A 12,354-nucleotide genomic window follows, 5' to 3' on the forward strand; every position below is an offset into this window, starting at 1 on the left:
TGCTGCCAACAGTTTCTTGAGCATTCGTGCTTTGAACTGGCGCACCTCGATCCCGACATCAAGGACTGAGGGGGGTGCATACTCCTCCCAGTGTGCCCCTCTCGATCCGAAACACGTATCGAAAGGAGCACCCTATGTTCAAACGTTTATTCGCAATCGCACTGACCTTCGGAATGGCTGCCACCGCGCCGCCTGCCTTTGCCCAGAATTGTGCGGCACGGGATGACATTATATCCAAATTGCAGGAGAACTATGCCGAGGAATTGGCCTTTGGCGGCCTGCAAAAAACACGCGGCGCGCAATCGGTGATGGAGGTCTGGACCTCGAAAGAAACGGGAAGTTATACCGTTTTGGTAACCAATGCGAACGGTGTCAGTTGTATTGTTGCCGTTGGCACCGATTTTTTTGAAGCGATACCAAAGATCGAAATTGAAGGCACACCAAGCTGATATTGGCCATATCGTTTCCGATCACAGTCTTCAAAGTTGCCACCTGCCCCAAGGAATGCTAGGGGCAGCCAAGACTGTGAATTACCGGAAAATGGAGCACCTGATGGCCGGGGACTATATCGTTAAAGACATTTCATTGGCTGGCTTTGGCCGCAAAGAGCTGGACATTGCCGAAACCGAGATGCCGGGCCTGATGTCCCTGCGCGCGGAATATGGCGACAGTAAGCCGTTGAAAGGGGCGCGGATCGTTGGATCGCTGCACATGACCATCCAAACCGCTGTTTTGATTGAAACGCTGGTGGCGCTGGGCGCAGATGTGCGCTGGGCGTCGTGCAACATCTTCTCGACACAGGATCACGCCGCCGCCGCGATCGCCGAGGCGGGTATTCCCGTCTTCGCCATCAAGGGCCAGACACTGGAAGAGCACTGGGATTATCTGGACAAGTCCTTCCTGTTCGACGAAGGCCCGAACATGATCCTGGACGATGGCGGCGACGCGACGCTGTACATCCTGCTGGGTGCTCGCGCTGAGGCGGGTGAGGACATTATCCCTGTTCCGGGTTCGGAAGAGGAAGAGGTGATCAAGAAGCAGATCGCCAAGCGTATGGCGGCAAGCCCGGGCTGGTTCACCAAGATGCGTGACCAGATCCAGGGCGTTTCGGAAGAAACCACCACCGGTGTGAACCGCCTGTATCAGCTGGTCAAGGACGGCCACCTGCCGTTCCCGGCGATCAACGTGAATGACAGCGTCACCAAGTCGAAATTCGACAACAAATACGGCTGCAAGGAATCGCTGGTCGACGGTATCCGCCGCGCCACCGACACGATGATGGCCGGCAAAGTTGCAGTGGTCTGCGGTTACGGTGATGTGGGCAAAGGCTCGGCCGCGTCGCTGCGTGGTGCCGGTGCCCGTGTGAAAGTCACCGAAGTTGACCCGATCTGCGCCCTTCAGGCGGCAATGGACGGTTTCGAAGTCACCCTGCTGGAAGACGAAGTCGCCAGCGCGGATATCTTCATCACCACCACCGGCAACAAGGACGTGATCCGCATCGAGCATATGCGCGAGATGAAGGACATGGCCATCGTCGGCAACATCGGCCACTTCGACAATGAAATTCAGGTGGCCAGCCTGAAGAACCACAAGTGGACGAACATCAAGGAACAGGTGGACATGATCGAGATGCCTTCGGGCAACCGTCTGATCCTGCTGTCCGAAGGTCGCCTGCTGAACCTGGGCAACGCCACCGGTCACCCGTCCTTCGTGATGTCGGCCTCGTTCACCAACCAGGTTCTGGCCCAGATCGAACTGTTCACCAAGGGTGACCAGTACGAGAACAAGGTCTACATCCTGCCCAAGCATCTGGATGAGAAAGTGGCCCGCCTGCATCTGGATCGCATCGGCGTGAAGCTGACCCAGATGGATGCGGATCAGGCCGCTTATATCGGTGTCAAACCGGAAGGTCCGTACAAGCCGGAACACTACCGCTACTGATCGCCGTCTGGGTATGACGCAGAAATCTGGGCGCCGCCGGTATTTGTATCTGGCGGCGTCTTTCCTTTTCAGGCTGGCGGTTATTGTGATCCTTTTGGGCGGTGGTGTCTGGTGGGTGTTGGCGCATCCCGATACGCCGATATCGTCACAGTGGAACCCGTTGCGTGATCTGAAAGTAACCGCCCCGATCACGCCCGTCACAAAGTTCCAACTGAACCGCGCACTGGCCAGCGAAACCCAGTGCAGGGCCGCTCTGGAAGACGCAGGTGTTCGGTTTGAGGCGATGGCGGACCTGGTTGTCGATCAGAACTGCGGCATCGCGGGTCGGGGTCGTCTGACCAAATTGGTGACATCAGGGATCGAGGATGTTGAAACCAGTTGCGCCACGGCGTTGCGCCTGACCATGTGGGAACATCACGTCGTTCAACCCGCCGCACGCGATCTGCTTGGCGCCAACGTTTCCCGACTGCGCCACATCGGCAGTTACAATTGCCGCCCCATGCGCACCGCGCAGGGTGAAAACAGTGGGTGGAGCAGCCATGCCCGCGCGGATTCGATAGATATCGTCGGTGTGGATACCGTTGACGGTCGGACGCTGACCTTGCTGTCAAACTGGCAGGGATCCGAACCGGAAGGCGCCTTTTTTCGACTGATCTGGCGCGGGGCCTGCGGTTGGTTTCGCGTGGTTCTTGGGCCCGATTTCAATCGTTTGCACGCGGATCATTTCCACTTGCAAGGCCCGGGGTGGGGCTATTGCCGCTAGGCTTTTCAGCAAGAAACGTGCAGGCTTTGACCAAGGGGGAGAAATCGCGATTTTTTTTCCTTTTGGAAAAGCCTGCGTCGCGGCTAGTCTTTCGATCATCGGTAAAAGGTGCCGGGTAAACGGATCAAGGAGACTAGGAAATGGGCAAGCGCGACGATCTGATCGCCAAATACGCAGAAGACCTGAAAACCAAATGCGGCATGGACCCCGATATGGACCTACTGACCAAGGTCACCATCGGTTGTGGTCCGGCGATCTATGACGCAGATGCGGCAACTGTCGCGGCCAGCCAGGACTCGGAACTGGAAACCGTCAAGAACAACTTCCTGATCAAAAAGCTGGGTCTGGCAGATGGCCCCGAACTGATGGAAGGGATCAACAAAGCCATGGAAACCTATGGCATGTCCGAGCGCAACAAGTACCGTGCCGTTGTCTATTATATTTTGACCAAGCATTTCGGAAAAGAATCCGTTTACAGCTGACCCGGTCGAAATTCACCAGGCGCCCGCCGAGATTTTGGCGGGCGTACTTAATTTGTGTTTTAATTTAAAGACTTGGCGTTTGAAACCAGGGGTGCGGCTGCGGTAGGTTCAACCAGTGACCAGGACGGTCAGAGCCAGATATTTCCATACGCGTGTGGTGAGTAGGGAGCACGCGGGGGTAGGGAAGGTTCTGTATCGTCAGAGCCTTCCCTCGTTTCTCATCTGAGTTCGCCAAGTTCGCCAAGAATGCGCGCAATGAATTTGTCGAATTCCGTGGGCCTTGGGTCCGAATTCCTGGGTGACGCGCCACCGCTGCCCGCCAGGTAGACTTCTATCCGCCCCGGACGGGTCTTGCTGCCCGAATTCGTGAAGTCCCTCAATATTCCGCCAAGAGCATCAGCCGCCAGTTCCGCGTTTTCAGCGTCGCTTGGATGATAGAAACGAACCTGTGTTTCTCTGACGCGAAAACCCACGCGGTCTGTCGACACAACCGTCGCGCGGCCCTTTGTAAGCAGTTCCAAAGCCCGGCTGCTGGCGTCTTGCGATACTCTCAAGGGAACAAAAAGCGAGACTTCCAGATCAATGGGGGATTGTGCGGGCGAAAGCGGTTTAACCTCTGCATAAGACGGGGCTGCAGAAAAAGTGATCTCTTGCTGGACAGGGTCCAAAACCATCAAGGACGTCTGCGAAAAGCTGTCTTTGTTCGACCGGTTGGTGTGGCGCCACGGCGGTTCGGCAGAAACTGGATACAAGGTTTGAACATCCGCAGAAGACGCGGTGGCCAAGATGGGCTCGAGCTGTGGCGGAATGAATATGGCTGGCGGGGACAAAGACACGGCCGGTTCTGGATCTGGGGCTGGGTGCCTTGGTTCCACCCCGTCCTGGCCATCCGTATTCGAAATGCCTTCAGCAGGAACGGGTGACGTCACAACCGCGTCAACCGAGACTCTCTGGTCGCGAGATGCGCCTGTGTTCGCATCCTCGGCCTTTTCGATGATTGCGGGAGTGGAAACGGGTGCGACCTGCGAAGACGCTGAATCGGTGGGTTCCTCTGCTGCTTGTGTGTCTCGTGGGGCCGGTGACTCATCGATTCCGACGGTGGGCGCTCTGTCTGAAAGCAGTTCCTCGATTTCAGGAAAAGTCTCGGTAGCCGCATCCAGGCTGGCTGGGAGCGTTCCACCGGTGGAGCGCCAAGTTCCGACAATATGTGTTGCCGCCCATTGCAGGAACGCGCCGCAAACCAAGGCGGCCAGAACGATATCTGCTCTGACCAAGGGTTTTTTCCTGGTTTTTGGGTCTTCCAAATGCAGGGAACGGACCCGGTCTGATACGATCTCTTCGATTTTGGTTTCGTCTGGCCGGGGCAGGTGCTTTGTCTCGGAAGGTTTCAGGGCGGGTATTTCCTGCGCTTCGCCCTGCGCCCCGCTGAGCACTCTGGCACGCTTTTCACGCGCCTCTTTCAGGCGCGCTTCCCAATTTTTTGAATTCTTCGCAGCAATGGCGTCTTCGAATATCCCATTGCCGCCTTCATCGTCAGACATGGGTATTTTCTTTCAAGAAAGACCGGTCTTTATTCGAACACCACCAAGCAATTTCGATCGCAAAAAACGCGACCGACATGAACTCACCCGGCAAAGCCCAAGGAAAGATAGCATCTTGCCAGACATTTGAGAAGTTCTGCGCCCGGCGCCATTTTCCCATTCAATCAGGCTGGGTTTCACCCAGCTTGCAAATCACTCGCCATTCATCCTCGGTCACGGGTTGCACGGACAAGCGAGAGTTCTTCACCAGCACCATGTTGGCCAGACGCTCGTCCGCCTTGATCTGGTCCAGCGTTACGGGTTTGGCAAAGGGCCGCACGGCCTTGATGTCCACACACTCCCACCGTTCGTCATCGGTGGTGCTGTCGGGATGTGCCTCGGCGCAGACCTCGACAATGCCAACAACGGATTTGTCCTTTTGCGAATGGTAAAAGAACCCCCGGTCCCCAACCTTCATCTGACGCATGAAATTGCGCGCCTGATAATTGCGCACACCGTCCCATTCCTCGCCCTCATCACCATTTGCGACTTGCTGATCCCAGCTCCAGGTCGACGGTTCCGACTTGAACAACCAATAGGCCATCAACCGATCACCTTTTTCCACGGGATCAGTTCAACCGATTGGAACAATCCAGCCTTTGCGTAAGGGTCGCCATCGGCCCATGATTGTGCGGCGGCCAGGTCATCCACGTCGAGGATTATCAATGAACCGATCATGGCGTCACCGTTCAGCAACGGTCCGGCCTGTGACACGACGCCGGTTTCCTCGATATAGGCCAGATGGGCCGAGCGGTTGTTCAATCGGGTTTGCAACGCGCCGGGTTTGTCACGAGCGATGAGGGCGATCAGCATGTTATTCCTCCTTGAGGGGTCGATTTAGTAGGTTTTGAATGGCCTCGGTGACACTGTAGGCGCCATGGCTCAGGTCCGCCACCGTGGCGCTGATGGGCATATCCAGCCCATCCTTAGCGGCAATGTCCGACATGGCACGGGCAGTGGCGACGCCTTCGACCGTCATTTGGCTGTCAAAGGGTAGATTCAGACCCAAACTAAGGCCAAAACGATAGTTTCGGGACAGTTTGGAAGAGCAGGTCAGCACAAGATCCCCTAGACCGGACAAGCCCATCAGGGTGTCGGGGCGCGCGCCGCGCATCGCGGCAAAGCGCTGCATCTCGGCAAACCCGCGGGTCATCAAGGCCGCCCGGGCGCTGTCTCCCAGACCTGCGCCGATGGCGGCGCCGCAGCCAATGGCCATGACATTCTTCAGCGCGCCGCCAAGTTCGGCGCCGATCGTGTCTGTGGTGCGATAGAGGCGCAGGTTCGCCGTCGTCAGTTCAGTCTGAAGCGCCTTGCCAAGTTCCGTGTCCTCGCAAGCCAGCGTCAAAGCGGTGGGCAGGCCGTGTGCAATGTCATCTGCAAAACTGGGCCCGGTCAGCAACGCGATGCGGGCGTCCGGCACGCCCTCTTTGATGACCGCGACAGGCCCAAGCCCCGAGGTCAGTTCAATACCCTTGCAGCAGGCCACCAGAGTCTTGCCACGCAGGGCCGGGGCGTGATCCTGCAAAGCGCTGCGCAATTTCTGCATTGGCACAGCCAACAAAAGCGTGTCAGCCCAGAGCGCCTCGGCGATGTCCGCGGTCACGGTGATGTCCTTGGGCAAGGTTATGTTGGGCAGCCGGGTTGCGTTTTCGCGCGCCTCGCGCATCTGCTGTGCCTGATCGGCGTTTCTTGACCACAGTGTCACTGGCCCGTTGCCTGCCAGCGAGATAGCCAGAGCTGTGCCAAACGCACCGGAGCCCAGAATGGATACACTCATGCCTTGGCCCCTTTCTTGCCGCCGCCCAGCATGGCCGGGCTGTGCTGATCCAGAGGCCAGCGAGGGCGTGCGGTCAGGTCCAGCCCGTCCCGCGCGCCGGTACGAAAGCGTTCCAGGCCAGCATAGGCAATCATCGCGGCATTGTCCGTGCACAACGCCAACGGGGGGGCGGTGAACCTGGTGTTTTTTTCAGCACAAACAGACTCTAATTCAGACCGAATGGCCGAGTTCGCGGCAACCCCTCCGGCAACGGCAATCACGGGTTCAGACGGAGAGTTTTCCAGATACAGATCAATCGCTCGCCGGGTCTTTTCGGCCAATGTGTCCACAATCGCCTGCTGGAATCCAGCGCACAGATCCGCGCGGTCCTGGCGCGTCAAGCCGCCCTTTTCGGCCACGATCTGGTCGCGCATCCGCATCAAGGCCGTTTTCAACCCCGAAAAGGACAGATCGCAACCGGGCCGGTCCAAAAGCGGCCTGGGAAACCGAAAGCGTTTGGGATCGCCGGCGCGCGCCTCGGCTTCGACGGAAGGGCCACCAGGTTGCGGCAAGCCCAGAAGGCGGGCGGTTTTGTCGAAGGCCTCACCTGGCGCATCGTCGATGGTGCCGCCAAGGCGGGTAAAATGTTCGGGCCCGTGGGCGATCAGGAATTGGCAGTGGCCGCCAGACACCAGAAGCATCAGGTAGGGGAAGGCAATGTTGTCCGTCAGTCGTGGTGTCAACGCGTGACCGGCAAGGTGATTGACACCCACCAGCGGCAGACCGGTTGCGGCGCTTATCCCCTTGGCGCACATGACGCCTGACATGACCCCTCCGATCAGACCCGGCCCGGCGGTGACGGCAACGGCATCCACGTCTTTCAGTGAAAGACCCGCGGTGTCCAGTGCTTGCAGAACGCAGACATCCAGCTTTTCCGCATGCGCCCGGGCCGCGATCTCGGGCACGACGCCACCAAAAGGACTGTGCAGTTCGGTTTGGCCATGTACCACGGATGACAGGATTTCGGCTTTGGCGCCTGCCGTTTGGCGCACGATGGCCGCGGCGGTATCGTCGCAGCTGCTTTCCAATCCCAGTACGGTAAGTGTTTGCACCATCACCCTGATCCGTTGCATCATGATCTTACGGCGGGGTATCACCCTGCGCGGATGCAAACAATCCTGAAGGGCCAAGGGGCCGCACGTTGTATTTGTTGATGACCCGCCCGCGCGCCGCCTCTGAACGGTTCGTCGCGCAGCTGCCGACCCGCACCAAAACCCGGGTTCAGGTCATCTATTCTCCGATCATGGAAATCCGGCCGCTGCCGGTCGAGGTTGAGACCGAGGGTGTGCAAGGATTGATTTTCACGTCGGCCAATGCAGTGAACGCGACGGCCCTGAAAGGTGTGGATCGCAACCTGCCCGCTTTCTGCGTCGGACCGACAACGACCAGCACAGCGAAACGTTACGGCTGGCAGGCCGAAATGGTCGGGGCCACGGCGGAAGAACTGGTGGGACATTTGCTTAAGCGGAGACCCAAAAGCCCGCTCTTGCATTTGAGGGGTGAGAACACGCGCGGCAATGTTGCCGGTCGACTGACCGAATCCGGCCTGACCGTGCGGGAACTGCCAGTCTACCAGCAAATATTGTTGCCGCTAACATCCGAAGCGACCCGGGTGGCAGATCTGGATTCGCCGGTAATCGCACCGCTTTTTTCGCCAAGAACGGCGCGACATTTTGCCGATATTTGGACCGGATCCGCGCCTTTGTGGTTGGCGACAATCAGCCAGGCCACGGCGGATCCCCTTTATTCATTGGACCATGCGCGCCTGAAGATCGCAAAGAAGCCGACACCAAAGAAAATGCGTAAGGCTGTCAAAAAGCTTGTGAAACATGCGTTGCGGGTTGAGGGCGGCGCGGTCCCCGATTAACTTGAGTGGGGCTGTTATTCATCTGAATTTGGATTCGATAAGGGGAATATTGCGGTGGCTGGTAAGAAAAAGTCCGAAGAAAAGCCGGTGGAAACCCCCAAGGCAGATGACGTCGTCGAACCAGATCTGCAACAGGAAGATACACCTGTTGACCCGACTGAGACCGTAGAAGAAGAACTTTCCGAAGCCGAAGCCGAAGCCGAAGCCGAAGCCGAAGCCGAAGCCGAAGCCGAAGCCGAAGCCGAAGCCGAAGCCGAAGCCGAAGCCGAAGCCGAAGCCGAAGCCAAAGCGTCGATTGAAGATATTGCTCCGGTCGAAGAAAAAGTGGTCGAGCGTGTCGTTGAAAAACGTGGCGGATTTGTTCCCGCTTTGCTGGGCGGTGCCATTGCTGCCGCCGTCGGATTTGCGCTGGGCAATGGGGGGCTGTTGTCAACTGGCTCGGACAGCTCGGAGACCCTGGCGGCGTTGGAATCCAAACTGGCAGACCAATCCGACCAGATTGCCAAGCTGTCTCAGGCGCTTGCAAACAGTCCGGATGTCGCCGGTTTGACGGATCAGGTCAAAGCGCTGTCTGACAAATTGACACCCGTGGAAAGTGACCTGAGTGCGGTCAAATCCACTGTGGATACGCTGTCAGGCCAGATCGGACCATTGTCAGACCGCATCGCGACGCTGGAGAAAACCCCAATCGAATCCAGCGTGTCGCCCGAATCCATGGCCGCATTCGACGCTGAGCTGAAGAAGCTTCAGGACTCTCTGGCCTCGCAACGGGCCGAGGTTGAAAAAATGGTTTCCGACGCTCAGGCGCTGGAGGCAAAAGCATCAGCCGACGCGCAGGCCGCGGCCAATGCCGCCGTTCTGTCCCGCGTGCATGGGCAACTGGATGCGGGTCAGCCCTATTCAGATCTGGTTGCAGAACTGAAAGCAGGCGGTGTGGATGTGCCGGATGCCCTGTCCGGGCCGGCTGAAAAGGGTGTTGAAACACTCTCTTCTCTGCGCGACAGTTTCACGCCTGCGGCCCGAACCGCGCTGGCCGAAGCCCGTGAAGCCGACAAGGACACCGGCCTGATCGCATTCCTGCAACGTCAAACGGGTGCGCGCTCGGTCACGCCACAGGAAGGGGATGGGCCAGATGCCGTCCTGTCACGGGCACAGGCTGCGCTTGCGGTCGGAGACCTGGCCAAAGCCTTGAGCGAACTGAAATCACTTCCCGAAGCGGCACAGGCCGCCATGGCCGATTGGGAACAGGCGGCCCAAACACGGGTCGCCGCCGTCGATGCGGCGAATACACTGGCTTCCAGCCTGAACTCGAACTGAAGGACCTGCCATGCTGTGGTCACTGTTTAAGATCCTCGTTTTTGTTGCGATTATCGGCCTGCTGGCGTTGGGCGGTCACTTCCTGATGCAAACCAGTGGCGGGGTTCAGATCACCGTCGCGGGCACGGAATTCACGCTGGGGCCGCTTCAGTCAGTGATCGCGCTGGCTGCATTGGTTTTTGCGGTCTGGCTGTTTTTCAAGTTGCTCAGCCTGCTGATCGCAACGCTGAAATTCCTGAACGGTGACGAAACGGCCCTGTCTCGGTATTTTGACCGCAATCGTCAGCAAAAGGGATACCAGGCGCTGGCTGATGGTTTGTTGGCGCTGGCCTCGGGCGAGGGGCGCGTGGCGATGACCAAAGCCAGCAAGGCCGAAAAACTGCTGAACAAGCCCGAGCTTACCGATCTTCTGGTGGCACAGGCCGCCGAGATGACCGGGGATACGAAAAAGGCATCGGATACTTATAAAAAACTGGTGACCAACAACGCGACCCGGTTTGTTGGCGTGCGCGGGATCATGAAGCAGAAGCTGGCCGAAGGTGATGATGAAACGGCCCGCAAACTGGCCGAGAAGGCCCTGGCGATCAAGCCGCGTCATGAAGAAACGCAGGATGTTCTGCTGAACCTGCAAACCAAGGCACAGGATTGGGCCGGTGCACGTTCGACCCTGACGGCCAAGTTGAAGGCCGGGTATTTGCCGCGCGATGTTTTCAAACGGCGTGACGCGGTTTTGGCCTTGTCCGAAGCCAAGGGAATACTGGACGAAGGTGCGACGGTCGAACAGCAGGAACGCGCGATTGAAGCAAATCGCTTGTCGCCTGATCTGGTGCCTGCCGCTGCCATGGCTGCCCGCGCGTATATCGCCAAAGGCAAACCCCGGTCCGCAACCAAGATTCTGAAAAAAGCATGGGAGGTTCAGCCGCATCCGGATCTGGCCCATGCCTTTGCCGACATCGTGCCGGATGAATCCCCCGACCAACGGATCAAGCGGTTCACTGCGCTGACGCGGATTCACCCCGAGAACATGGAGACGCGTCTGATACTGGCCGAATTGAACATCGTGGCCGAGGACTTCCCCGAAGCCCGCCGTGCGCTGGGCGATGTGGTCGAAAAGCAGGGCGATGCGCGCGCCTATACGTTGATGGCCGCTATCGAACGGGGCGAGGGGGCCTCGGACGCCGTTGTGCAAGGCTGGTTGGCTAAGGCGCTGAATGCGCCGCGTGGTCCGCAATGGGTGTGCACCAATTGCCATGATATCCAACCTGAATGGGGACCGGTCTGCCAGAACTGCGGCAGTTTCGACACGCTTAGTTGGCAGACGCCACAAACACCCGAAATCGCAAGCGCGACCGGCGTACATATGTTGCCTTTGATCGTTGGTGCGCTCGAAGATCAAACCGAAAAGCCAGAAGTCATGGAGCCCGCGGACGAGGACGATGTGGTCGAAGTGACGCCAGAGGCGGCAGAGGAAGCCGAGGTCCACAAACAGGCCTGAACCCTGCAATGCCTGTTTTTGCAGCCGGCCTGATCCTCTGCGTTCCGAGGGTCAGGATGTTGGTGGCGGCGTCGAGCCCGTCAGGCTTTTCTGGGCAAAACACATGATCCACCACAGCGGTGCCATTGATCGTGTTGATGCCCCTTCGGCGGTCTGTCGCGGTTTTCGGCCCAGATCCTGACAGTACGTGCTTTGGTTCGCGGTCAGCGCCTCTGGCTGTGCTGTTTGCTCGCCCTCTTTTTCCACGTCGTCCCTGCATAAGGTTGATACACCTCTTCCCAGAAATGGGTTTCCGCCGTGACAACCACCCACTTGTCCGTTGGCGGGACGTCCACGATTCCGAACATGATCACGTCTCTTACCAACCCGCCGTGATTTCGCTGATTGTATGCTGACTTCGTCAACTCCAGCCCAAGCAGGTCAAGTGAGAGAAGGCCGCGTGTCGGGCCGAAGCTTTGTATCCGCGTCAGTTCGATTGCTTCCTTCAAGCATGTTTTTGCCTGGTTCCATTCATTGAGATTGATGTGGTGCCGCGCTTTTTGGTGAAGCCAAACCGGACGCCAGCGGTCCGAAGGGTCAAGCTTTTTCGTCTCACTCAGCAGTTTGTCGACGCGTGCCTTGTCGCCCTTCTGACGAGCCGCTTCAAGCGCGTCCCGGAACCAAACACCTTCCAGCGCAGTTCCCTTTGCGATTGCCGCGAGTCGGTTCGTCGAGGCGGCCCGGATCACGTCAGGAACGTTCGCATCCTGCGCAAGATTGTTCAGAAACCAAAGCCGCGTTTCCTTTTCTATTTCTTCCACGGCAGCCTGACGATCCAGTCTTTCACAATGCCACTGGTGATCCTGAAATTCGGCCACATTGTTTTGTAATGACTGGTTTTCACGTTCAAAAATTTTCCTGAACGCGTCGCGATCCCCGGAACCGGGGATGTAAGCCTGTAGTCGATCACCGTCTTGTATCTCAGAAAAGCGTCGGCTCAGGCGTTCACAGATACCTGCGCGTGTTGCATCCGGATACTGGAAATTCGAGGGCAAGATTGTCGCAAGCGCACTCACCATCCACGGAACGCAAGACTTCAGTTTGGCCTCGAAAT

At 58.0% G+C, this 12,354-nt stretch carries 13 protein-coding genes; 7 read left to right on the forward strand and 6 right to left on the reverse strand.

The window, feature by feature from the left end:
• Positions 1–134: 134 nt before the first annotated feature.
• The 4 genes from AC2FNN_RS16110 to AC2FNN_RS16125 all read left to right on the forward strand — a co-directional run bounded on the left by AC2FNN_RS16110 (position 135) and on the right by AC2FNN_RS16125 (position 3,186).
• On the forward strand, positions 135–449 hold the full coding sequence (locus tag AC2FNN_RS16110; RefSeq protein WP_496759520.1) for a hypothetical protein: 315 nt from the start codon (positions 135–137) through the stop codon (positions 447–449).
• A 103-nt stretch (positions 450–552) separates the two neighbouring features.
• Positions 553–1,941: an adenosylhomocysteinase gene (gene ahcY / locus AC2FNN_RS16115; protein WP_496759521.1), complete on the forward strand. Its 1,389-nt coding sequence runs from the start codon at positions 553–555 to the stop codon at positions 1,939–1,941.
• Positions 1,942–1,954: 13 nt separating this feature from the next.
• On the forward strand, positions 1,955–2,704 hold the full coding sequence (locus tag AC2FNN_RS16120) for an extensin-like domain-containing protein (RefSeq protein ID WP_496759522.1): 750 nt from the start codon (positions 1,955–1,957) through the stop codon (positions 2,702–2,704).
• A gap of 140 nt (positions 2,705–2,844) precedes the next feature.
• Positions 2,845–3,186, forward strand: a complete 342-nt coding sequence (locus AC2FNN_RS16125) for a DUF2853 family protein (RefSeq protein WP_170345908.1) — start codon at positions 2,845–2,847, stop codon at positions 3,184–3,186.
• A 218-nt stretch (positions 3,187–3,404) separates the two neighbouring features.
• Here the strand turns inward: AC2FNN_RS16125 and AC2FNN_RS16130 are convergent, their stop codons facing one another.
• From AC2FNN_RS16130 to tsaD, 5 genes are all read right to left on the reverse strand, one after another.
• The gene (locus AC2FNN_RS16130; protein ID WP_496759523.1) at positions 3,405–4,727 is read right to left on the reverse strand and encodes a hypothetical protein; all 1,323 of its coding nucleotides are present in this window, start codon (positions 4,725–4,727) and stop codon (positions 3,405–3,407) included.
• 160 nt (positions 4,728–4,887) lie between these two features.
• Positions 4,888–5,310: an EVE domain-containing protein gene (locus AC2FNN_RS16135; protein WP_496759524.1), complete on the reverse strand. Its 423-nt coding sequence runs from the start codon at positions 5,308–5,310 to the stop codon at positions 4,888–4,890.
• Entirely contained in the window at positions 5,310–5,579 is a 270-nt protein-coding gene (locus AC2FNN_RS16140; RefSeq protein ID WP_496759525.1) for a YciI family protein, read from the reverse strand. Before AC2FNN_RS16140 ends, AC2FNN_RS16135 begins: the two co-directional genes overlap by 1 nt.
• Position 5,580: 1 nt before the next feature.
• Positions 5,581–6,543: an NAD(P)H-dependent glycerol-3-phosphate dehydrogenase gene (locus AC2FNN_RS16145; RefSeq protein ID WP_496759526.1), complete on the reverse strand. Its 963-nt coding sequence runs from the start codon at positions 6,541–6,543 to the stop codon at positions 5,581–5,583.
• Positions 6,540–7,637 (reverse strand): tRNA (adenosine(37)-N6)-threonylcarbamoyltransferase complex transferase subunit TsaD, encoded by a 1,098-nt coding sequence (gene tsaD, locus AC2FNN_RS16150; RefSeq protein ID WP_496759527.1) that lies wholly within the window; start codon positions 7,635–7,637, stop codon positions 6,540–6,542. The genes AC2FNN_RS16145 and tsaD overlap by 4 nt, the downstream gene beginning before the upstream one ends.
• Positions 7,638–7,723: 86 nt before the next feature.
• Between tsaD and AC2FNN_RS16155 the strand changes: the two genes are divergently transcribed.
• The 3 genes from AC2FNN_RS16155 to AC2FNN_RS16165 are packed head-to-tail and all read left to right on the forward strand — an operon-like array spanning position 7,724 to position 11,261.
• Complete coding sequence (locus tag AC2FNN_RS16155; RefSeq protein WP_496759528.1) at positions 7,724–8,449, forward strand: uroporphyrinogen-III synthase; 726 nt, start codon at positions 7,724–7,726, stop codon at positions 8,447–8,449.
• 54 nt (positions 8,450–8,503) lie between these two features.
• Positions 8,504–9,766, forward strand: coding sequence for a COG4223 family protein (locus tag AC2FNN_RS16160; RefSeq protein ID WP_496759529.1), 1,263 nt, complete (start codon positions 8,504–8,506; stop codon positions 9,764–9,766).
• Between the two features lie 10 nt (positions 9,767–9,776).
• On the forward strand, positions 9,777–11,261 hold the full coding sequence (locus AC2FNN_RS16165) for a heme biosynthesis protein HemY (protein WP_496759530.1): 1,485 nt from the start codon (positions 9,777–9,779) through the stop codon (positions 11,259–11,261).
• A gap of 203 nt (positions 11,262–11,464) precedes the next feature.
• Here AC2FNN_RS16165 and AC2FNN_RS16170 read toward each other — a convergent pair.
• Positions 11,465–12,354: hypothetical protein (locus tag AC2FNN_RS16170; RefSeq protein WP_496759531.1), on the reverse strand; the 890-nt coding region annotated here is incomplete at its 5' end.

It is taken from the genome of Ruegeria sp. BHSA118 (genome assembly GCF_059613405.1).